Consider the following 22,191-nt stretch of genomic DNA (forward strand, 5'->3'; position numbering starts at 1 on the left):
TCAGATTTGCAAACGAGGGCTTTATTATTATGAGAGGAGATTGGTTTTTTCTAACTTTGTTTTCAGGTTAACCAAGGTTTTGGTTAAGGCTTCAGCTATTCTGGCTGAATCCCTTGTCTTAATCCATTTTTGCGGAATCATTCGATAGCTGCAATTACTGCTTTTTAAATGGCTATGGATAATCTGGGCTTTGTCGATATCATTCTTGCTAACTTTTTGCGGTAAATATAGTGCCTTAGGGGTAAAATTGGTCAAAATAGCGATCTTTATCTGATCAACCAGCAGCACCAAATTTGTGCTCGGTAACAAATATTTCTGGCTAAATAGAACTTTGTTTCCTTTAATAAGAAATAGTTTAATAGTGTCATCTGTTAACGGTTCTATGATGGCGATATTTTTATTTGCTTCAGTGAAATCAATAACCTGCTCTTTTTTGACTAGAAAGTTTATGACTTCGAGGTAATTTCGATATTTCGCAGCAGTTTCAAATTCAAATCGCTCAGATGCCAGTGACATTCTTTGATTGATTTCTTCAAGAATACTTGTATCGTTACCTTTCAGCAAAGCGATGATTTTATTCAATATGTTATTGTATTGGGCAATTGCTTGAGGAGCCCCAGTGCACATCCCAATACACAATCCTAAGGAAAAATTCAAACATGGACTGTTCTTATTTGCAGGACTGCTGCAGCTTATCTGATAGAATTCCTTAAGTCCTTGAACGGCTTTTTCTACTGAATGTTTGCTGGGAAATGGGCCAAATGATAGATTGCCCTTCTTTTCGGGACTATTGCTTATTTCTAGTTTTCGCATGTCTTCGTTCATATCAATCAGGATATAGGCGTATGATTGTGGATTTTTCATTTTTTTATTAAATAATGGTTTCATTTCCTGAATTAATCCACATTCCAATAAAAAGGCTTCAAATTCTGTATCTGTGAGGATAATTTCAAAATCGTTAATGTTTGCTTGCAGCTTTTTTATTTTTTGCGAGTGGGCTTTAGAGTTTTGAAAGTAGGTCTGTACTCTGTTTTTTAGATTTTTTGCTTTCCCCACGTAAATGATTCTAGCAGAAGAATCTTTCATCAGGTAAACACCAGGTGATGCGGGCAGGTTTTTTACCTTGTCTTTTATATTCATAGGAATACTTCCCTTCCTATAGCTTAAATCTTTATCATTTTACCACAAAGAATGGAATCTGCAGCAGAACGTCAAAGGACCATCCTAGAAAAACTGCCTTGGTAACGGTGCAGTTTATAGAATGGTCCTATTTTTTCATTCTTCTCATTTTGGATATCGTTTATATAGAATTATTAGTAAAACTAGCATAACAATATCTAACCGAGCGTTAAAAGCGAATTGAACAAAGCCGGTGTGCAGCGTTGGAATTTTTGTTAAGAGAAGGGCTGTAATCATAATGGCAATTAAAGGGATTACTGCGTCTTTAACTGCTTTATTAACCAGTATTAGAATTCCACACCCTATCTCCAGCAATATTACAATCTTAAGCATTATTTGTGGATATGGAAGTCCTAAGCTCATAAAACCATTAGCTAATTCAGCACTTACTAATTTCATCAATCCTGAAGTAATAAAAACATATGCGACAGCATAGCGGATAAGTTTATCCGAAGTGAAAGAAGTGTTCATATGTCCCCTCCTTTGTAAAAACTGTATGCAATAATAGGACAAACTAGCACAGAAAAATAATATGGTGTACCAAGGCACCTTCTACCATGGAGAATTATTCAGGGAACCATCCCTGCCAATAAAGGCGGTGTGAGCAGAGCTAGGCTTCACTTGTCGAAAGTATAGAATGAATATTTTCTACTACGATTGGAAAAAATGATTTGCCTTTGCACCGCTCCAACCATTTTCCTAAAAAAGGCATAATGTTTGTTGACATTGACGCAACGTAAAGGTGTATCGTTTTGTTTAAGGAGGTGAAGGGATGGAATATACAGTGCAAAAGCTGGGAAGTTTGGCAGGGGTAAGCACCAGAACGCTTCGGTATTATGACGAAATTGGCATTCTTAAGCCGGCAAGAATCAATTCATCAGGATACCGCATTTACGGGCAGAAGGAGGTTGACAGGCTGCAGCAAATCCTTTTTTACCGGGAATTAGGTGTGAGCTTAGATAGCATAAAGGAAATCGTCACCGCTCCTTCTTTCGATGGCGCTGCTGCACTTAGAGAACATCGTGAAAAACTCCTTGAGAAAAAAGAGCACTTGGAGTTATTAATAGCTAATGTGGATAAAACAATTGCTTTAACAGAAGGGAGAATGGAAATGTCAAATAAAGAAAAGTTTGAGGGATTTAAGAAAAAAATGATTGATGATAATGAGAAAAAGTATGGGAAAGAAATACGTCAAAAGTATGGCAACGAAACGGTTGATAAGTCTAATGCCAAATTACAGAGTATGACTCAATCGCAACATAACGAGGTAACCGCACTTGCGGAACAAATAACGGTAACATTAGCTGAAGCCTTTAAAACGGGAGATCCAGCGGGTGAATTGGCTCAAAAAGCAGCCGAGCTCCACAAACAATGGCTTTGCTACTATTGGAAAGAATATAGCAAGGAGGCCCATGCCGGGCTCGGACAAATGTATGTCGATGATGAGAGATTCACAGCCTATTATGATAAAGAACAGCCAGGGACAGCGGCGTTTTTTAGAGAAGCCATCAACATTTACACTGGGTTGAAACATTAAGTCCAACGTGAAATCTAGGACTCGGAGTCATAAGCATGTCTAGTTGCACTCCTAGGGGCTAAAGTCGTAAGCCATGCTCTACAGAAGGTAAAAGTGCCTTCTTGCAGTGGTAGTCTTACGACTTTGTCCTAAAACATCCAGGGGTGCTGAGTCGAAAAGTCATGGGAGTTTCTTTTTCTAACTTGAAAGATTAAGTAATAATTAAAATTTTAACACGATTAAAAAGATTTTAACATTAGACAAATAGTGACAACATTGGTGATATATAGATAGTAAAATACATATATATTAGAATATTTTAGGGGGAAGAGCGTGATTATGACAAAGGAAGAATTAGAGGAAATTGATCTAGAATGGATTCAGTTATTCATAGAAGCGAATAATATAGGAATAAAGAAAGGAGAAAAAAGAGAATTTCTAATCAAAATAAAAAGAAGGCCTTGTCCTGTAAACAGAGAGGCATGCCTCTCTGCTGCATCTTATACATTTCCATCTGACTTTTTCGTGAATTTAATGAATTCCAAGTAAAAGGCGAAGTCTTCCTTTGTAATCCCTTGCTGCACGGCATCATGTACTAGTTGAACCCAATCATCATCAATATTAAGTTTACTTGAAGTATCTCCGAATTGTTTCTGGTCTAATAGGTTCTCCACGTTAGTACCAAGCGACTTTGCCAATCTAGATAGTACAAGCAGGGACGGATTCTTTTGAATTCCTCTTTCAATACAACTTAAATATGATTTAGATACCCTAGAATTTTTAGAAAGTTCAGTAATGGAACATCCAGTTTGCATCCTTAAGAGTTTAATGCGAATTCCTATCATATGTATATTTCTCCTTTTATCATAAATTAATTGGAACAATCATTGTTATTAAAGGTTAAATTAGCATCTCATAATTCATTATAAAGAACAAATTCATTATTAAAAAGATATGAAATAATGAGATAGATAAAGATATATCGAGAAAACAAAAGAAAAATGTTCTTAAAAACGAAAAAATGACATAATTCAGAATTTTAAAAAATAATACATTTGGACTATACTAAACTCATATGTTGGTAAATTGAACAATATTATCAGCACTAATGAACGACTAGGTTTAGACATGGACCAAAAAATAAATACTGAGATGACTGATTGTCAGGACACGATTTGTATTTGGGGGGGAAGAAAGTGTGATTAATAGAAAAGCAGGATTAGAGGAAATTGATCAAGAATGGCTGCAACTAATACTTGATGCTAAGAATATAGGAATGGTGAAAGAAGAGATTAGAGAATTCCTAATACAAAATGGAGTGAAAGATATTCTTATGGATAGTCATTAATTTTACAAGGATGGCTATTTATGAAAAAGTTTTTATTACCCTTACAAATTTCGACAAAATTCGATTGTAAAGTATGATAGATTAATCATAAAACTCAGTGAATTTTGATATTTCAGATTAACATTTGATAACAGAACTGTCAGGTAGGTGCATATATGAGTAAAGAACCAATTCTACAAATAAAAGACTTAAAGGTATCATTTCAATCAGGAAAAAAACTCATCTCTGCGGTAGAAGGTATCAGTTTTGACCTTAAAGAAGGTGAAATTCTTGGCATTGTCGGCGAATCTGGGAGTGGTAAGAGTGTTACCTCTTTAGCGACGATGGGGTTGATTCCTTCCCCGCCAGGTAAAATCGAGAATGGTGAAATTTTTTTTGAAGGAAAAGATCTAAAAAATATTTCCGAAAAAGAATGGCGGAAAATCCGTGGAAATCAGATATCAATGATATTCCAGGAGCCGATGACGTCATTAAATCCGCTATTTACGATAGGCAATCAGTTATTGGAAGCTATCAGATTACATACAGATCTCACAAAGGCACAATCGATAGTACGAAGTATCGAATTATTAAAGTTGGTCGGTATTCCGAGGGCAGAAGGAATTTTAAAAGAGCATCCTCATCAATTATCTGGTGGTATGAGACAGCGTGTTATGATTGCCATGGCCATGGCCTGCAATCCTAAGGTATTGATTGCTGATGAGCCTACAACGGCTCTCGATGTAACAATTCAAGCACAAATCTTAGCCTTAATGAAGGATTTGAATAAAAAAACAAATACCTCTATTATTCTCATTACACACGATTTAGGTGTCGTTGCAGAAATTTGCGAACGAGTAATTGTTATGTATTCCGGTCAAATCGTTGAACAGGGTGACGTCCGTAAAATCTTAAAAGACCCGCAGCATCCATATACAAAAGGTCTGTTAAAATCCGTACCTGACTTAAGAGGGAAAAAAGACCGCCTCTATAGTATCCCGGGAACTGTCCCTTCCCCAGGTACTACCCTTAAGGGTTGCAGATTCGCTGCAAGATGTGCGGAAGTATTCGGCAAATGCCGCGAGGAATCACCAGAATTATTTAAAACAGAAGAAGACGAACATGAAGTGCGCTGTTTCTTACATACATTAAATGAAAGGAGTGACAAACATGTCGGAGTTACTTCTTGAGGTAAATGGACTTAAAAAATATTTTCCGATTACTGGAGGCTTTTTAGGAAGAAAGCAAGGCGAAGTCAAAGCGGTTGATGATGTTTCTTTTTTTGTGAAAAAAGGGGAAACATTGGGCATTGTTGGTGAAAGCGGTTGCGGAAAATCGACAACTGGCCGCTTACTTATGCGGTTGATTGAGGCGAGTGACGGAAAGATTGTTTTTGAAGATAAAGAGATTACAAGCATGTCAAAGTCTGATTTAAGAAAAACCCGGAGAGATATGCAGATGGTGTTCCAGGACCCATATGCCTCATTAAACCCAAGGCACTCTATCGAACAAATCCTTGAGGAACCTCTGATTGTACATGGAATAGGGACAAAAGAAGAACGGAGAAAGCAAGTGAAGGATATGCTCGAGGTGGTTGGCTTAAGCAGTTACCATGCGAAAAGATATCCGCACCAATTTAGTGGAGGGCAGCGTCAGCGGATTGGAATTGCGAAGGCATTGATGACAAGACCGAAGCTGATCATTGCGGATGAACCCGTATCAGCCCTCGACGTTTCGATTCAGGCCCAGGTTCTCAACCTAATGAAGGACATTCAAAAGGAATTTCAGCTTACGTACATATTTATTGCACATGATTTAGGGGTTGTACGACATATTAGTGATCGTGTGGGAGTGATGTATTTAGGCAGATTGATAGAGTTAGCAGAAAGTGAAGAGCTTTACGAAAATCCAAAACATCCCTATACAAAAGCACTTCTTTCAGCAGTACCGGTACCTGATCCTGATGTAAAAAAGAAAACCTTTTTAATAGAAGGGGAGCTTCCAAGCCCTGCCAATCCACCATCAGGGTGTGCATTTCATACGCGATGCGTTGAGTGTATGGATATTTGTAAATCTACCAGACCAGAGGAACACAATCTTAATGGTCATTATGTGGCATGTCACTTATTTAATAGGTGAAATGAAACGTTAATGATAAAAAAAAAATCACAGGGGGTAAAAAATGAACATGAAAAGAACCACATTTAAAATGTTGCTGATTTCCTTGCTAGCTATTAGTATGTTCCTAGTAGGATGCAGCAACAATTCAAAGGAAACAGGTGGAAAAAAGGAGACTCCAGGAACATCTAATGAAGGCGGTTCCAAGAAGGATACGCTTGTTTATGGCCGCGGCGGAGATTCCACTTCCCTGGACCCGATTACTACGACTGAAGGGGAAGCCTATAAAGTAACAATTAACATTTATGAAACATTGTTAAATTACGGGGATCAGGATACCACGATTAATCCAGGGCTTGCGGAAAAATGGGATGTATCTGACGATTATTTAAAGTATACCTTCCATCTTCGCAAAGGTGTTAAATTCCATGATGGCACTGATTTTAATGCAGATGCAGTTGTCTATAACTTCAATCGCTGGATGAACGGGAATGACGAGCAATTCCCTTACTATTCGATGTTTGGCGGCTATAAGAAAGATGAAGGGCACGTAATTAAAGAAGTTAAAGCAGTTGATGAAAATACCGTAGAATTTGATTTGAAAAGGCCGCAAGCTCCGTTCCTTAAAAACATAGCGATGTCTGCGTTTGGGATTGCCAGCCCAGCGGCTATAGAGAAGTATGGCGATGATTTTAGGAACAACCCTGTCGGTACTGGTCCATTCAAATTCGTCGAATGGAAACAAAACGACAAGATTGTCCTTGAGAAAAACCCGGATTATTGGCAAAAAGGTCTGCCAAAGTTAAACAAACTTATTTTCCGTGTTATTCCAGAAAATGCTGCTCGTCTTAACGCTCTGGCAAAAGGCGAGATCGATGTGATGGACGGTTTGAACAATTCTGATGAGGATACCGTTAAGAATAACCCAGATCTTCAAGTAATTGAACGTCCGTCTAATAACATTGGATATATTGGCTTGAATACAACGAAAAAACCTTTAGATAATAAGCTTGTCCGTCAAGCGATTAACCATGCAGTTGATAAGAAAACAATTATTGATGCGTTTTACGGCGGAAAGGCTCTTCCAGCCAAGAACCCATTGCCTCCTTCTATTGAAGGATATAACGATGCAATTGAAGAATACACATATGATCTAGAAAAAGCGAAAGCATTATTGAAAGAAGCAGGGGTAGAAAAAGGATTTGAAATAGACCTATGGGCAATGCCTGTTGCACGCCCATATATGCCTGAAGCACAAAAGGTCGCAGAGGTTATCCAAGAAAGTTTAAGCAAAATTGGAATTAAAGCAAATATCCAATCGGTCGACTGGGCTACTTATTTAGAAAAGGCAAGAAAAGGAGAGTTTGGCATCTTTATGCTAGGCTGGACAGGTGACAATGGAGACCCTGATAACTTCATCTATACATTGCTTGATAAAGACAGTATTGGAAGCAATAACTACGCACAATACAGCAATGATGAGCTGCATGACATTTTAATTGAAGCACAAACCGAAGCAGATCAAGCTAAACGCAATGAACTGTATAAGAAAGCTCAAGAAATCATCCATGAAGACGCACCATGGGTTCCACTTGTTCACTCAACACCATTATTGGCTGCAGCTAAAGACGTACAGAACTACTTGCCGCACCCAACCGGTTCTGAGAGCCTGCTCAAAGTTGAATTTAAATAATCACAGGAGAAAGGGGGGGTAACTTTGCCTCCCCTTTTGTTAACAAAGTTGAAATTATTTTAAAGAAGAGGTGATTAAGCTGCTTACGTATACAGCTAGACGAATATTTTCGTTAATTCCCGTCTTACTCGGTATGACTCTCATTGTTTTTGCTATTATTCATGCCATTCCAGGGGATCCTGCGCAGGTAATTCTTGGGCAAAGAGCAACTGCGCAGGCAATTGCGGAAGTAACCAAACAATTAGGTTTGGACAAGCCTTGGTACATACAATACTTTGATTATCTTAACAATCTCATTCATGGAGATTTGGGTAATTCTCTAAGGACGAGAGGACCTATTAATGAAGAAATATGGCCATATTTGACAGCAACGGCTGAATTAACACTCGTGGCGATGATTATTGCCATCATTATAGGGGTAAATGCAGGTATAATTAGTGCATGGTTTTCTAAATCATGGTTTGATTATGTAGCAATGGTATTGGCCTTAATTGGTGTATCCATGCCAATTTTTTGGTTAGGTTTAATGGAGCAATGGGTTTTTTCTATTGAATTAGACTGGCTTCCAACGACTGGAAGAGAAAATGTAAGGGATCCCATCACAGCAATTACCAATTTCTATTTGATTGATACACTTATACAAGGAAGGATGGATCATTTTATCACCGCTATTAAGCATCTGGTGATGCCTAGTGTTGCACTTGCGACCATTCCGATGGCGATTATCGCGAGAATGACTCGCGCCACGATGTTGGAGGTAATGAAGTCGGATTATATTCGTACAGCCAGGGCAAAGGGTTTGAGAATGTTTTGGGTTGTGTATAAGCACTCATTAAAAAATGCGATTATTCCAGTTCTTACGGTAATCGGTTTACAGACTGGCCTTTTATTGGGAGGAGCGATCCTGACAGAGACTATCTTCAGCTGGCCAGGGATTGGACGGTATTTATATGATGCGATTACTTTTCGTGATTATCCTGTCATCCAGTCCGGAATTTTAATTATTGCCGCTATCTTTGTATTAATAAATTTAATTGTGGATCTATTGTATGTCTTGGTCGATCCTAGAATTAAATATTCGAAATAAGGGAGGTAACAGCAGTGGCAGAGGTTGCAAAAAATCCAGCAGAAATTACCATGACCCCCATCCAAGAAAAACTGACACCTCCGTGGAAGGAGGCATGGCAGTCCTTTTATAAAAATAAATTGGCGGTTATTGGCTTAGGTATTGTTCTCTTTTTTATCGTAATCGCGCTTGTTTCCCCGTGGATTGCTCCATATAGTTTTAAAGACCAGATAATGGCTGAACGGATGCAGGCGCCTTCGAGCAAACATTGGTTCGGGACAGATGATTTTGGCCGGGATATTTTTTCACGAGTGTTGTACGGTGCGCGTATTTCTCTGTGGGTTGGTTTCTTCTCTGTTTTAGGTTCAGTGGTAGTGGGAACGACTCTTGGCATTGTGGCAGGATACTATGGCCGCTTTGTGGACACCTTAATCTCCCGTATTTTCGATATTATGCTTGCTTTCCCAAGTATTCTATTGGCTATTGCGGTTGTTGCAATATTGGGTCCTTCATTACAAAATGCACTTATTGCGATTGCTGTGATCAATATTCCGAATTTTGGGAGATTAGTCCGTTCAAGGGTCCTAAGTGTAAAACAAGAAGAGTATATAATGGCAGCTAAAGCGATTGGAATGAAAGATGCCCGGATTCTCCTTCGCCATATTTTGCCGAATAGTATTTCGCCAGTGATCGTTCAAGCAACTTTGGCCATTGCAACCGCAATAATTGAGGCGGCAGCACTTGGATTTCTTGGAATGGGCGCAACAGCCCCAACGCCTGAGTGGGGGAAAATGCTTGCTGATTCTAAAAACTATATTACAAATGCCCCTTGGACATTATTTTTTCCAGGTATGGCGATTATGCTGACAGTGCTCGGATTCAACTTAATGGGAGATGGCTTAAGAGATGTTCTTGATCCGAAAATGAAGCAATAAAAGAAGAGACTCTATTTAGAGTCTCTTCTTTTATTTGTTCCTAAAATACTGAATATTTTTTGTAAAAGCGAGAAAGAACGAGAATGTGCTCAAAAAACGAAGGAAAGTGTACTTTATAAAGGATTAATGTTTGTATTTCCAACTTTAATAATTTATAAAAAGGATTTATACTTTTAGTAGGGTGTTCGTTATAAAGGATAATAGAGCCCTCAATAAAAAATATCGTTATTTTTACTATCATCAGACTAGTAACTACTTAAATTTGAGGTGAGGTGAATCGAAAGCCTTAATAGGTATATATGTAATGCCTAACTAGTAGAATGCAAGTGAGATGGCGGAAGGTTTAATATTTACGCAATTTACAAAAATAGAGGAGGAAACAAAGTGAGTATAAAGAAAAAACTTGGCTTAGGCTTAGCTTCAGCAGCATTAGGATTATCTTTAATTGGCGGGGGTACATATGCATATTTTAGTGATACTGAAGTAACGCATAATACATTCGCAGCAGGTACATTGGATTTATCAGTTGATCCCGGCGTGCTTGTTAACCTTAAAGATCTTAAACCTGGCGATACGATGGTACGTGATTTCAAATTAGCCAATAAAGGCTCCTTGAAAATCAAAGACGTAAAATTAAAGACAGACTATTCTGTTGTTGATGCCAAAGGTGATAACGGCGCGGTAGATTTCGGGAAACACATTATGGTTAGATTCTTATGGAATTGGGACAAAGAAAATGAACCTATCTTTGAAACTACGCTGGCAGACTTGAAAGCAATGAGTCCAGACCTTGTTCAGAAGAGTGTTCTAGATCCATTCTTTAAAAAGAATAGCGGTCTTAATCCTGGTGAAGAAAATGACCTTTGGGTTCAGTTTGACTTCGTTGATAATGGTAAGGACCAAAATGTATTGCAAGGAGATACTCTTAAACTTGATTGGACGTTTATCGCCTCTCAAATGGCTGGGGAAGCAAAATAAGAAATCTATATGATCATTGCCAACTATTATTAATTCACAGCTATTTCAGAAACGGATTCAGGAAAGTCAGCAACTGTTTCTAGTACTGTTAAAGCGTATAGCTAAAAATAAATCAATTTCATTAAAAAGAAGGTGTACCCCATTTGGTTCATCTTCTTTTTTGTAATTTCCTAATGACAGTATTATCGGAAAATATAGAGTAATGTAGAAATAACTCAACATAAGAAGTAATTTGTGCTTTATTAAGAAAAAATAGCTTTATTTGCAAGTTTAAAAACATAGTAAATTAGTTTATACTAAAACTTGTTGGTTCTTAATAAAATTATTATATAACCTCAATAAAGAACAATAGCTACTATCATCGATTAGTAACTATTTTGTTTCTTAAAGAGTTTTCAAAATTAAAAGTGAGGTGATGAAAGCTAAATATGGTTGCATGGGTATAAATCTGTTGAACAAAAGAGAGGGCGGGATGTGTTTTTTTAACTAGATTTAAGAGAAATAGGTAACAGAAGTGAGAATGAAGGAATAGCAACAGCAGAATTAGGAAAATCGCTATTGACAAGAGTACATAATGCATTTTTCAACTGATCATGCGGTAATCATAATACATTTGAAGCTAATCCATCTATCATCATTAATAGAATAATATTGCTAGGAGGGCGGGAAAATTGAAGGTTAATAAGAAAATAATCTCTTCTGCTTTGGCTCTATCCGTAGTACTCGGTACATTCACTACAGGAATTTCAACCCCAACTGCTCATGCAAACGATGTTCAGGAACTAAAGATTCAATATAATGACGAGTATTTAACTCCATCCTATATTGTGGAAAATTGGGCTCCAAAAACGAAAAAGGGGTTAAGCAAGAAAGATATTGCTTTTGCTTATCTAGGGGAGAACAGCGGGAAGTTTAAACTAACGGGTGACGTGAGAAACCACTTTAAAGTGACACAAGAACAAGCCGATAAAAAAACAGGCACCTATCACTTTAGGTTGATTGAGCAGTATAAAGGAATCCCTGTTTTTGGCACTGATTCAACAATAGCCTTGGACAAAAATGATAATGTAACTTCTTTCTTCGGTGAGGTTGTACCTAATCTGGAAAAGGAAAATATCGATACAGTAGCGGCTATTTCTAATAGTGATGCTATTAAACTAGCTAAAGAAGCAATTGAAAAGAAAATTGGCAAAGTAGATCAGTATGATGGTGACGTGACAACCGAACAATTTATCTATGAATTTGAGGGTAAGTTCTACAACACTTATCTTGTAAAAGCTTCCACGGTAGAACCTAAGGTGGGCTACTGGCACTATTTCATTGATGCTACAAACGGAAATATTGTCGATCGATACAATGCCTCTGATGAAGTTATCGCGTTCGGTAATGGGGTGTTTGGCGACAAGCAGATGTTTGAAGCCCAATTTATTGACGGAATATATGGACTCAACGATACGACAAGAGGAAAAGGAATCGTCACAAATGACGCAAAGAACGCAAACAAAATGGTAACAAGTCCTAGTAAAATGTTCACAGATGGAGCAGCAGTAAATGCCCATGCATTTGGACAGATGACATACGACTATTATCTAAAGACTTTTGATCGTAATTCAATTGACGATAAAGGATATAAATTAATCTCTGCAGTCCACGTAAATAACAACTGGAATAACGCATCATGGAATGGAAGACAAATGTCATATGGTGATGGCGATGGAATCGCTTATCACAATTTTGCCGGCGGATTAGATGTTGCTGCGCATGAGTTAACTCATGGAGTAACTGAACATACTGCAAATTTAATCTATTCAAACGAATCCGGTGCCCTTAACGAATCCATGTCCGATATATTTTCTAAAATGGTTGACAGAAATGATAATGAATGGCTAATTGGAGCGAAGATTGTAAAAGATGGCAGAAAAGCACTTCGTTCAATGAGTAATCCTGCCGAAATCGTGGATACCAGAACTGAAAGCGGTTTCTCCCCTGATCATTGGAGCAAGCGCTATATCGGTACGCTGGATAATGGCGGCGTTCATATCAATAGCAGTATCAATAATAAGGCTGCCTATTTGATCTCAGAAGGCGGCAAGCACTACGGTGTAACCGTTAAGGGTGTCGGCCGTGAAGCAACAGAGCAAATTTATTACCGTGCCCTAACCAAATATTTAACAGCTAGATCCAACTTTACGATGATGAGACAAGCTGCTATACAGGCTGCGACAGATTTATATGGTGCTAGTTCCAAGGAAGTTAAAGCTGTCCAGCAAGCATATACGGCTGTAGGTGTGAATGATTCAACAACTAAAATTGAACTCGACAACGGGATGACAAAGCCTATTTACTCTACTGACGATGCAATAGTCGAGAATCTGTTTGTTGAAACTACGGTAGACAGTGATCGTGACGGAAGACGTGACAAAATTTCAATTCAAGTGATGAGACCTAAAACGGAGCCAGGCATTAAAGTTCCAGCCATTTACGAGATTAGTCCTTATCGCTCTGGAATCTTAAACGTGCCTGTCTATAATGTTGATGTCGAACTTACACCTGTACCTGGACCGGATGGTCAAAGTGGAGGCAAACCTAATGCTCGACCAGCAAACCTCGGAACAATTGGAAATTATTATGTTCCTAGAGGATATGCAGTCATCCTAGCTGAGAGTATCGGAACAGGAAAGTCAGAGGGCTGCCCAACTACTGGTGATGAAAATGAGACTCTCGCTGCAAAATCAGTCATTGACTGGTTGAATGGCAGTGCGAAAGCATATACAGCCGATGGAAAGGAAGTTACCGCTGAATGGTCGACTGGAAACGTTGGGATGACAGGTACTTCTTACAACGGAACATTGCCAAACGCAGTTGCTACTACTGGTGTTAAAGGATTAAAGACAATTATCCCCATCTCGGCAATCAGCAGCTGGTATGATTATTACCGTGCAAATGGCGCTGTAATCGCTCCTGGAGGTTATCAAGGGGAGGACGCTGACAATATGGCAGCAGCTGTATTGACAAGGAAGATGCCTGAAGTCTGCCATAAGATTATTGATGAATTTACAGTGGGATTAGACAGGAAATCGGGCGATTATAATAGCTTCTGGGATAAACGTAATTTTGTCAAAGATGCAAAAAATATCAAGGCGAGTGTTTTTATTGTCCATGGCCTTAGTGATTGGAATGTGAAGACGAAACATTTCGACCAATGGTGGAAAGCACTTGAACAAAATAATGTGCAACGGAAGATGTGGCTCCACCAAGGTGGCCACGGAGGTACGACGACAAACAATTGGAAACAAAACGAAAATAAATGGTTTGATTATTGGTTATATGGAGTTGACAACGGAATTATGGATGAACCAGCCGTCGATGTTCAACGTGAGGATAAAACGTGGCAGAAACAATCTAATTGGCCAGAGGCTACTGCCGTTCCCGTTAAACTGCAATTGGGCTCGGTTGAAGGGAGTTCTGCAGGCGTATTAAGCAGCTTGCCGCTTGCTGACAAACCAAATGAGAAAAAATCTTTGATTGATGACCCGAAGAAAAAAGCGACTACTTTAATTACAAATCCTGATGTGGAAAATCCGAATCGTCTTGTCTATTTGACTCAAGCACTTACAGAAGATGTACGAATCAGCGGTACACCTTTCGTAAGCTTAAAGGCAAGCATTGACCGTCCAGTTTCAAACTTGACTGCTCTGCTTGTTGATTATAGTGGTTCTAAAGCCACGATTATTACACGTGGATGGATGGACCCACAAAACTTACATGGTTCTGATCGTTCGGAAAGGCTTGTCCCTAATCAAGAATATACATTTAAATGGGACATGCAGCCGGAAGATTACGTATTTAAAAAAGGAAGCAAGATCGGTCTGGTTATTCTCGCCACTGATTACGATTATACCCAACGTCCTACCGGTGGAACAAAAATCACTATAACACCGACAAGCAGTGAATTTATTTTACCGATTGTCGGTGGTATTAAAAAGTAGATTTTGAAATTAAGAGGTAAAAGAGTTAGATAGCAAGATTTTTTATATGAGGTACTAAGATTTCCTAGTTCATGAATTGAGTCGACATAATATCTCACCAGTCCTTACTCTTAAGTTAGATTTATCTAGTGGCTGGTGAGAGTATATCATAAAAATTTTGCTAAAGAAGTTAATCGAATCATAGACTTGTTAGAGGAGCGAGAATATGAAAATTTACAAGAAAGTGGTTTCTAATGGTTTTGCCCCGTCCGTTGTACTCGGGACATTTTCTACGGTTGGTTCGCTTGCCACTACTCTGGAAATTGAGGCCCTGTGTCCAAAGATTGAACCTATTGATGGACAGATGACACCTTCGTTGTTTGTAGAAAACAGGGCGCCGGAATCGAAAAAAAAGCATGAGTAAGAAAGACATAGTCTTTGCCTATCTTAAAAAGAAAAGCCCTAAATTGCAATTAAACCACTTTAAAGTGATAGAAGAACAGGCTGATAAAAAAACGGGAACTCACCACTTTAGATTGATTCAGCAATATAAGGGTATCCCTATTTATGCCTCTGATATAACAGTTGCATTAGACAAAAATGATAATGTAATGGCATTCTTTGGTGAGGTATTACCTGACCTTGATGATAAAGACATCAATAAAGTTGCAGCTATTTCTGACAAGGAAGCTATTAAAATAGCGAAAGAAGCGATTGAAAAGAAAATTGGAAAAGTAAAACAGTATGATGGCGATGTGACCGCCGAGCAATATATCTATGAATTTGAGGGTAGGTTCTACAACACTTATCTCGTAAAAGCCTCAACGGTAGAACCCAAGGTAGGCTACTGGCACTATTTCGTTGATGCCACTAACGGAAACATTGTGGATAACTATAATGCCGCGGAAGCGTTTGATTAGAGGGACTTCAATAACAAGCAAAGCATGAAATGGTGATTCCTAGTACCAAGTAGATGGTTCCACTTAGGACATCTTCTTTTTAATAATTATGGTAGAAGGGCCTAACATAGCTCCTTTGACTAGAAATAAAATGTTCTTTGTTGCGTAGTATCATTAAGTCTAAGAACGAGGAAATAGAATATTTTTAGGGAAAATATTCTCATTAATATGCTAGTAGTCCCAATAATAATTTCAATAGTAATAGAATAAAAGATTTGAATTCGCATTTTTCGGAAAATAGAGAAAAAGGGAGAAATAATTCGATAATCGGAGAAAAAGGTTCTTTTTAAAGTATAAACGGTCATATTTGCAAGTTTGAAATCTTAGTAACCTAGTTTATACTAAAATCAATTGTTCTCCATTGAGAATTAATATAACCTCAATTAAGAATAATTAAAGTTGTGTTTCTAATACCAGATTAGTAACTAGTTAGTTCCTACTTTAGTTACAATCAAACCCTTTAATTAAAAAGTGAGGTGAGTTATTGCACTAAAGAACGAAAGATTTTGGGAACGACTCATTGATCATCAGGGATGCGGAAATATTTTTAAAGGAAAAGATGAAGAGGAGGAAATAAAGTGGGTATTAAGAAAAAACTTGGTTTAGGCTTAGCTTCGGCAGCACTCGGACTATCATTAATCGGCGGGGGTACATATGCATTCTTCAGTGATACAGAAGTAACGCATAATACATTTGCTGCAGGCACATTGGATTTATCTGTTGATCCTGGTGTGATTGTTAACCTTAAGGATCTTAAACCTGGCGATACGATAATGCGTGATTTCACTTTGGCTAATAACGGCTCATTGAGAATCAAAGATGTGCAATTAAAAACTGCCTATACCGTTACTGATGCCAAAGGTAATAACGGCGCGGAAGATTTCGGGAAACACATTATGGTAAGATTCTTATGGAATTGGGACAAAGAAAATGAACCTATCTTTGAAACAACGCTATCAGACTTAAAAGCAATGAGCCCTGATGTTGTTCAGAAGACTGTTTTAGATCCATTCTTTAAAAAGAATGGCGGGCTTGAACCTGGCGCAGTAAATGACCTTTGGGTACAGTTTGACTTCGTTGATAATGGTAAGGATCAAAACGTGTTCCAAGGAGACGCTCTTAATCTTGATTGGACATTTATCGCTTCTCAAATGCCTGGAGATGCAAAATAAGATAGTTATCTAACCTTTACCGGCTATTATTCATAGAATATAGAATTGTAGTCCTTGAAGATTCATCATCCAAATGAAATTTATTATGATATTACTTGGAGGGATAGTTAAATGAAAATAAATAAGAAAGTTATTTCCTCTGCTTTTGCTTTATCCATTGCACTTGGAACTTTTGCAACAAGTAGTTCAGCTGCAAGTCCGCAGGAACCACATGTCAAGTATAATGCGGAGTATGGAACACCTTCCTTTATGGGTGAAACTTGGGCCCCAAAAACGAAAAAAGGGTTAAGTAAGCGGGATGTTGCCTTTTCTTATCTTGAGGAAAATGGAAAAAAGTTTAAACTAAAAGGTGACATGAAGAAAAACTTTAAAGTAATACAAGAACAAGCAGATGAAAAAATTGGAACTCATCACTTTAGACTTATCGAGCAATATAAGGGAATCCCAATTTTCGGATCCGACTCAACGATTGCTTTAGATAAAAATGATAATGTGACCTCCTTCTTCGGCTCGGTAGTGCCTGATCTGGATGATCAAGGGATTAATACTGAGACTGCTATTTCCAATGCTGAAGCTATCAAAATAGCAAAAGCAGGTATAGAAAAGAAAATTGGCAAGGTTGACCAATATGATGGTGACTTTGATGTTGAACAGTTTATCTATGAACATGATGGCGCTTTCTATAACACTTATCTAGTAAAAGTGTCTACTGTTGAACCTAAGGTTGGTTATTGGCATTATTTCATTGATGCTACAAACGGAAATATTGTCGATCGATACAATGCATCTGATGAAGTCATCGCATTTGGTAACGGAGTGTTTAACGACAAGCAGATGTTTGAAGCCCAATTCATTGATGGGGTATATGGACTCAACGATACGACTAGAGGAAAAGGGATCGTCACCAATGACGCAAAGAATGCAAATAAAATGGTAACGAGCCTAAGTAAAATGTTTACAGATGGGGCAGCAGTAAATGCCCATACATTTGCACAAAAGACATACGACTATTATCTAAAGACCTTTGAGCGTAATTCAGTCGATGATAAAGGATTTAAATTGATATCTGCTGTCCATGTAAATAACAACTGGAATAACGCATCATGGAATGGAAGACAAATGTCGTATGGTGATGGTGATGGGGTTAACTATTACAATTTTGCCAGCGGATTAGACGTTGCTGCGCATGAGTTGACTCATGGAGTAACGGAGCATACAGCCAATTTAATCTATTCATATGAGTCCGGTGCTCTAAACGAATCTATGTCTGATATCTTTGCTAAAATGGTTGACAGAGATCCAGAATGGCTAATTGGAGAGAAGCTTATTAAATCTGGACCTAATAGAGCACTTCGTTCTATGAGTAATCCGGCTGAAATTATCGACACTAGAACTGCAAGCGGTTACTCGCCAGACCATTGGAGCAAGCGCTATATTGGCACATTAGATAGTGGCGGCGTTCATATCAACAGCAGTATTAATAATAAAGCTGCTTACCTGATTTCGGAAGGCGGGACCCATTACGGTGTTACAGTGACTGGGGTAGGGCGTGACACAACAGAACAAATCTATTACCGTGCCCTTACAAAATATTTAACAAAAAGCTCAAACTTCTCTATGATGAGATCCGCAGCCATTCAAGCTGCGACAGACTTATATGGAGCTAGCTCAAAAGAAGTTAAAGCTGTACAACAAGCGTATACAGCTGTTGGTGTTAATTAATTATGCAAAAAAGAGGGTGTCTCAAACTTAACCATTTGGGGCATCCTCTTATTTCGGAAAAAGAGTTCTGCACGTGCTATGATAATGTCTAGCAAAATAGTAGTTTAAATTTTATATTGGAGGTTTAGACAATTGAAATTAAACAAAAAAGTGATTTCCTCTACTTTGGCTCTGTCCGTTGCCCTTGGGACGTTCGCTACAGCTGGTTCAACCGTAAGTGCACAGGAATCAAAGATTCAGTATAGTTCTGAGTATGGTACCCCTTCCTTCATCGGTGAAACCTGGGCTCCAAAAACAAAAAAAGGTCTAAGCAAAAGAGATATTGCCTTTTCTTATCTCACAGAGAATAGCCAAAAGTTTAAACTTAAAGGGGACATGAAAAACCACTTTAAAGTTAAAGAAGAAAATGCGGACCCAGGAACAGGAACTCACCACTTTAGGCTTGTTGAACAATATAAGGGAATTCCTATATTTGGTTCTGAATCTACCTTAGCCTTGGATAAAAGCGATAATGTTACATCATTCTTCGGCGAGGTTGTGCCAAATCTCGACGATAAAAATATCAATATTGATGCTGCTATTTCCAAAAATGAAGCGATTGAAATAACTAAAGAAGCTATTGAAAAGAAAATTGGCAAGGTAGACCAATACGATGGTCCAATTAATGCGGAACAGTTTATTTATGAACATGATGGAACGTTTTATAATACTTACCTTGTCAAAGCCTCTACTAGCAATCCCAAGGTTGGATACTGGCATTACTTCATTGATGCAATAAATGGAAATATTGTGGATCATTATAATGCAGCACAGGATTTAAGTGCATTTGGAATGGGGGTACTTGGTACAAAACAGCTGTTGGATGTTCAATTTATTGATGGATTGTATGAGCTTCGTGGGTTTTCACGTGGAAAGGGTATTATCACATATGATCAGTCAAGCGGAAAAAATGTCCTTGTCACAAGCTTGTCTAAATCTTTTCATGATGGAGCTAGTGTGGATGCACATGGAAATGCAATGAAGACCTATGATTATTTTAAAAACACATTTGGGCGTGATTCTGTCGATAATAAAGGGCAACAATTGATTTCTGCTGTACATGTTGGTGATAAATGGAATAATGCATCATGGAATGGTGTACAAATGTCGTATGGCGATGGTGATGGAATCACACGGGCATTTTATTCAGCAGCATTGGATGTGGCAGCCCATGAGATGGCCCACGGGGTTACTCAACATACAGCCAATTTAACCTACCGAAATGAATCCGGAGCATTGAATGAATCCATGTCTGACATATTTGGCGCAATGGTGGACAGAGATAACTGGCTAATCGGCGAGAACGTTGTAGTAAATAAAGATGAAAAAATCGCGATTCGTTCCATGAGTAATCCTGCTGAAATTGTTGATGTGAGAACAGAAAGCGGCTATTCTCCTGACCATTGGAGTAAAAGATATATCGGTACCTTAGATAGCGGCGGAGTTCACATCAACAGCAGTATTAATAACAAGGCAGCATATCTTATATCTGATGGGGGAACCCATTATGGTGTAACCGTAAAGGGTGTTGGCCGGGAAGCAACAGAGCAAATCTATTACCGTGCTCTATCGTTATATTTAACACAAAGTTCAAACTTTAAAATGATGAGACAAGCTGCCATCCAAGCCGCCACAGATTTATATGGAGCTAGCTCCAATGAAGTTAAAGCTGTCCAAGCCGCTTACACTGCAGTAGGAATCGATTAATATTTAGCAGGGTGTCCTATGAATTTTTGGACACCTTCTTCTATCAAAGTTCTAATATGGACGATAGAGCTAGGGATATAATCCCATTGTATAACTTGAACATAGGAAGAAGAGATTCACTTACATAGAATTATTTTTACTATTTAGTGAAATGATAAATTAATAGAAAATCCTAAATATTAAGAAAAACGGAGTATATTCAAGAAAACGAACGAAAACGATAGTTTATAAAGAACAAATGGATGAATTTGAACTTTTCCAAAATAATACTGATGAAATAAACTAAGATTAATTGTTCTTTATATAAAATAATTACAATTAGAGAAAAAACGAAGTCCGTGAGGAGGGGTTCAGATACGATACAGAACATTAGGGATATTTTGGAGGAAAATAAATTCAACTTGGATAGTTGTTAAACTGTTAGCCGGATTCTATTTATTTTTGTGGGCCCTTGTTCCTGTTACTGGTAAGACAAATGCTTCTTTTTCTCATACTAGTACTGTAAGTGGAGTAATACAGGCAGGAACTTGGGAGAGTCAAGATAATTTAGGTTGTTCAGATAATCACGGTCATGGGGATTGCAGTAAATTAAAGTTTACAGATGAAAAATTTGATGGTCAAAAAATATACGTATCCCTCAAGAACTCCGGGGCCGATATGAAAACAAGTGGGAAGTATGAGATTTATTTTATTGAAAAGGGTAACCCGAAAAATGGAAGCAAGATTTCAGAAACTCTACCATTTAATCCGATTTTAAAAGATCAAGAACTATTATTAGCTTTTACACCAACTAAAAGTGGATTCTACATGTTTAAGATGATTGACGAAGATCATCCAGGAAAGGGTGTGCAGGAACTCTGGAGTGGGAAAATTGAAGTCCGTATAAAAGACAAGATAAATTCTTTAAGTGAGATCCATGAGAATGGTAACACTGAAAAACAGGAAAAAACAAACATTTCGATAGAAAATAATTATGAATCTAGTAAAGTCGAAAATGAGTTATCCGAAGACAGTGTAGATAAAGAAGGACATACTTAAAGTTTTTATTAGAGGAAATTGAGGCGCTTACTAATTGATTACGTTTCATTTATTAAAAATGAAAAGGTAGGTGAAAAGCATGAAAAAGATTTTGAAAGTAGTTAGCAACTTAATTACATTAGTTTTATTTTTAAATTTGGTCCTTATGGCTTTTCTTGTAATCTCCTCAAAAGCATCTAAAGGAGAGACCCAGCTCTTTGGATATCAGCTAAAAGCCGTCTTATCCGGTTCAATGGAACCGACTTTTCTAACCGGGTCTATTATCGGGGTAAAACCACTAAACTCGGAAGCAAGAAGCAAGCTTAAAAAAGATGATATTATTACATTCAAAACAAATGAAGGAATTCTAGTAACTCATAGAATTATGGGTGTTACAGAAAGTGGACAAAATATTCTATATGTAACCCAAGGTGATAACAACAATGCTTCGGATAAGGATCCAGTTTTATCTGATAATGTTGTCGCTATCTATTCGGGATTTACCATACCTTATATTGGATACTTCATTAACTTTGCTCAATCAAAAGAAGGCACTGCCCTCTTGCTCATTGGCCCAGGTATTTTGCTACTAGGTTATGCAACTTTTATTATCTACCGCGGACTAAAAGAACTTGATGTGAAAACTAAAAATTTGGAAAAGAAAGAGGATATAGTTTAGTTTCAATGAAAATTATTCATTATTGTAGGGGAACAACTTAGTGAGGAGATAAATATATAGAGCAGAAGAAGATAGAGTGAAGAACGATCTGGACATTTGGAGTTATAAGAGGCACA

The 22,191-nt window shown here is 37.9% G+C and carries 19 protein-coding genes and 1 pseudogene; 17 read left to right on the forward strand and 3 right to left on the reverse strand.

Going from position 1 to position 22,191, the window contains the following annotated elements; genetic code table 11:
- Positions 1-27: 27 nt before the first annotated feature.
- Positions 28-1,140: a GIY-YIG nuclease family protein gene (locus ACFVSW_RS15520; RefSeq protein ID WP_387317570.1), complete on the reverse strand. Its 1,113-nt coding sequence runs from the start codon at positions 1,138-1,140 to the stop codon at positions 28-30.
- Positions 1,141-1,284: 144 nt separating this feature from the next.
- Entirely contained in the window at positions 1,285-1,650 is a 366-nt protein-coding gene (locus ACFVSW_RS15525) for a DoxX family protein (RefSeq protein ID WP_387317571.1), read from the reverse strand.
- A gap of 301 nt (positions 1,651-1,951) precedes the next feature.
- On the opposite strand from ACFVSW_RS15525, the gene ACFVSW_RS15530 reads away from it, so the two are divergent.
- Positions 1,952-2,716 carry a MerR family transcriptional regulator gene (locus tag ACFVSW_RS15530; RefSeq protein WP_387317572.1) on the forward strand — a complete coding sequence of 255 codons (765 nt, stop codon included), beginning with the start codon at positions 1,952-1,954 and terminating at the stop codon, positions 2,714-2,716.
- A 479-nt stretch (positions 2,717-3,195) separates the two neighbouring features.
- Here ACFVSW_RS15530 and ACFVSW_RS15535 read toward each other — a convergent pair whose 3' ends face one another.
- A complete protein-coding gene (locus ACFVSW_RS15535) occupies positions 3,196-3,540 on the reverse strand; it encodes a helix-turn-helix domain-containing protein (protein ID WP_387317573.1) in 345 nt (114 codons plus the stop codon).
- Between the two features lie 353 nt (positions 3,541-3,893).
- On the opposite strand from ACFVSW_RS15535, the gene ACFVSW_RS15540 reads away from it, so the two are divergent.
- The 16 genes and pseudogenes from ACFVSW_RS15540 (at position 3,894) to sipW (ending at position 22,075) form a co-directional block, all read left to right on the forward strand.
- Entirely contained in the window at positions 3,894-4,043 is a 150-nt protein-coding gene (locus ACFVSW_RS15540) for an anti-repressor SinI family protein (protein WP_387317574.1), read from the forward strand.
- A gap of 155 nt (positions 4,044-4,198) precedes the next feature.
- Positions 4,199-5,212 (forward strand): ABC transporter ATP-binding protein, encoded by a 1,014-nt coding sequence (locus tag ACFVSW_RS15545; RefSeq protein ID WP_387317575.1) that lies wholly within the window; start codon positions 4,199-4,201, stop codon positions 5,210-5,212.
- Positions 5,193-6,161, forward strand: a complete 969-nt coding sequence (locus ACFVSW_RS15550) for an ABC transporter ATP-binding protein (protein WP_387317576.1) — start codon at positions 5,193-5,195, stop codon at positions 6,159-6,161. The genes ACFVSW_RS15545 and ACFVSW_RS15550 overlap by 20 nt, the downstream gene beginning before the upstream one ends.
- 49 nt (positions 6,162-6,210) lie before the next feature.
- Positions 6,211-7,833 (forward strand): ABC transporter substrate-binding protein, encoded by a 1,623-nt coding sequence (locus tag ACFVSW_RS15555; RefSeq protein ID WP_387317632.1) that lies wholly within the window; start codon positions 6,211-6,213, stop codon positions 7,831-7,833.
- A gap of 79 nt (positions 7,834-7,912) precedes the next feature.
- A complete protein-coding gene (locus ACFVSW_RS15560; RefSeq protein ID WP_387317633.1) occupies positions 7,913-8,920 on the forward strand; it encodes an ABC transporter permease in 1,008 nt (335 codons plus the stop codon).
- Between the two features lie 14 nt (positions 8,921-8,934).
- Positions 8,935-9,834 carry an ABC transporter permease gene (locus ACFVSW_RS15565; RefSeq protein WP_387317577.1) on the forward strand — a complete coding sequence of 300 codons (900 nt, stop codon included), beginning with the start codon at positions 8,935-8,937 and terminating at the stop codon, positions 9,832-9,834.
- A 384-nt stretch (positions 9,835-10,218) separates the two neighbouring features.
- Complete coding sequence (locus ACFVSW_RS15570; RefSeq protein WP_387317578.1) at positions 10,219-10,812, forward strand: TasA family protein; 594 nt, start codon at positions 10,219-10,221, stop codon at positions 10,810-10,812.
- A 947-nt stretch (positions 10,813-11,759) separates the two neighbouring features.
- Positions 11,760-12,587: pseudogene (locus ACFVSW_RS15575) on the forward strand (PepSY domain-containing protein); the annotation flags it as partial.
- Between the two features lie 27 nt (positions 12,588-12,614).
- A complete protein-coding gene (locus ACFVSW_RS15580; protein WP_387317634.1) occupies positions 12,615-14,801 on the forward strand; it encodes a Xaa-Pro dipeptidyl-peptidase in 2,187 nt (728 codons plus the stop codon).
- A gap of 205 nt (positions 14,802-15,006) precedes the next feature.
- Entirely contained in the window at positions 15,007-15,204 is a 198-nt protein-coding gene (locus ACFVSW_RS15585; RefSeq protein WP_387317579.1) for a hypothetical protein, read from the forward strand.
- Complete coding sequence (locus ACFVSW_RS15590; RefSeq protein ID WP_387317580.1) at positions 15,197-15,700, forward strand: PepSY domain-containing protein; 504 nt, start codon at positions 15,197-15,199, stop codon at positions 15,698-15,700. Before ACFVSW_RS15585 ends, ACFVSW_RS15590 begins: the two co-directional genes overlap by 8 nt.
- A 617-nt stretch (positions 15,701-16,317) precedes the next feature.
- Positions 16,318-16,911, forward strand: a complete 594-nt coding sequence (locus tag ACFVSW_RS15595) for a TasA family protein (protein WP_387317581.1) — start codon at positions 16,318-16,320, stop codon at positions 16,909-16,911.
- Positions 16,912-17,028: 117 nt separating this feature from the next.
- Entirely contained in the window at positions 17,029-18,633 is a 1,605-nt protein-coding gene (locus tag ACFVSW_RS15600) for a M4 family metallopeptidase (protein WP_387317635.1), read from the forward strand.
- A 132-nt stretch (positions 18,634-18,765) separates the two neighbouring features.
- Positions 18,766-20,379, forward strand: coding sequence for a M4 family metallopeptidase (locus ACFVSW_RS15605; protein ID WP_387317582.1), 1,614 nt, complete (start codon positions 18,766-18,768; stop codon positions 20,377-20,379).
- 390 nt (positions 20,380-20,769) lie between these two features.
- Complete coding sequence (gene tapA / locus ACFVSW_RS15610; RefSeq protein WP_387317636.1) at positions 20,770-21,417, forward strand: amyloid fiber anchoring/assembly protein TapA; 648 nt, start codon at positions 20,770-20,772, stop codon at positions 21,415-21,417.
- Positions 21,418-21,496: 79 nt separating this feature from the next.
- Positions 21,497-22,075, forward strand: coding sequence for a signal peptidase I SipW (gene sipW, locus ACFVSW_RS15615; protein WP_387317583.1), 579 nt, complete (start codon positions 21,497-21,499; stop codon positions 22,073-22,075).
- Positions 22,076-22,191: the final 116 nt, after the last annotated feature.

It is taken from the genome of Neobacillus sp. NPDC058068 (genome assembly GCF_042885335.1).
Taxonomy (GTDB): Bacteria; Bacillota; Bacilli; order Bacillales; family Cytobacillaceae; genus Neobacillus.

Coding starts and splice junctions, on each gene's coding strand:
- ACFVSW_RS15520 (WP_387317570.1), bottom strand. CDS start 1,140: ATGAATATAAAAGACAAGGTAAAAAACCTGCCCGCATCACCTGGTGTT.
- ACFVSW_RS15525 (WP_387317571.1), bottom strand. CDS start 1,650: ATGAACACTTCTTTCACTTCGGATAAACTTATCCGCTATGCTGTCGCA.
- ACFVSW_RS15530 (WP_387317572.1), top strand. CDS start 1,952: ATGGAATATACAGTGCAAAAGCTGGGAAGTTTGGCAGGGGTAAGCACC.
- ACFVSW_RS15535 (WP_387317573.1), bottom strand. CDS start 3,540: ATGATAGGAATTCGCATTAAACTCTTAAGGATGCAAACTGGATGTTCC.
- ACFVSW_RS15545 (WP_387317575.1), top strand. CDS start 4,199: ATGAGTAAAGAACCAATTCTACAAATAAAAGACTTAAAGGTATCATTT.
- ACFVSW_RS15550 (WP_387317576.1), top strand. CDS start 5,193: ATGTCGGAGTTACTTCTTGAGGTAAATGGACTTAAAAAATATTTTCCG.
- ACFVSW_RS15555 (WP_387317632.1), top strand. CDS start 6,211: ATGAAAAGAACCACATTTAAAATGTTGCTGATTTCCTTGCTAGCTATT.
- ACFVSW_RS15585 (WP_387317579.1), top strand. CDS start 15,007: ATGAAAATTTACAAGAAAGTGGTTTCTAATGGTTTTGCCCCGTCCGTT.
- ACFVSW_RS15590 (WP_387317580.1), top strand. CDS start 15,197: ATGAGTAAGAAAGACATAGTCTTTGCCTATCTTAAAAAGAAAAGCCCT.
- sipW (WP_387317583.1), top strand. CDS start 21,497: ATGAAAAAGATTTTGAAAGTAGTTAGCAACTTAATTACATTAGTTTTA.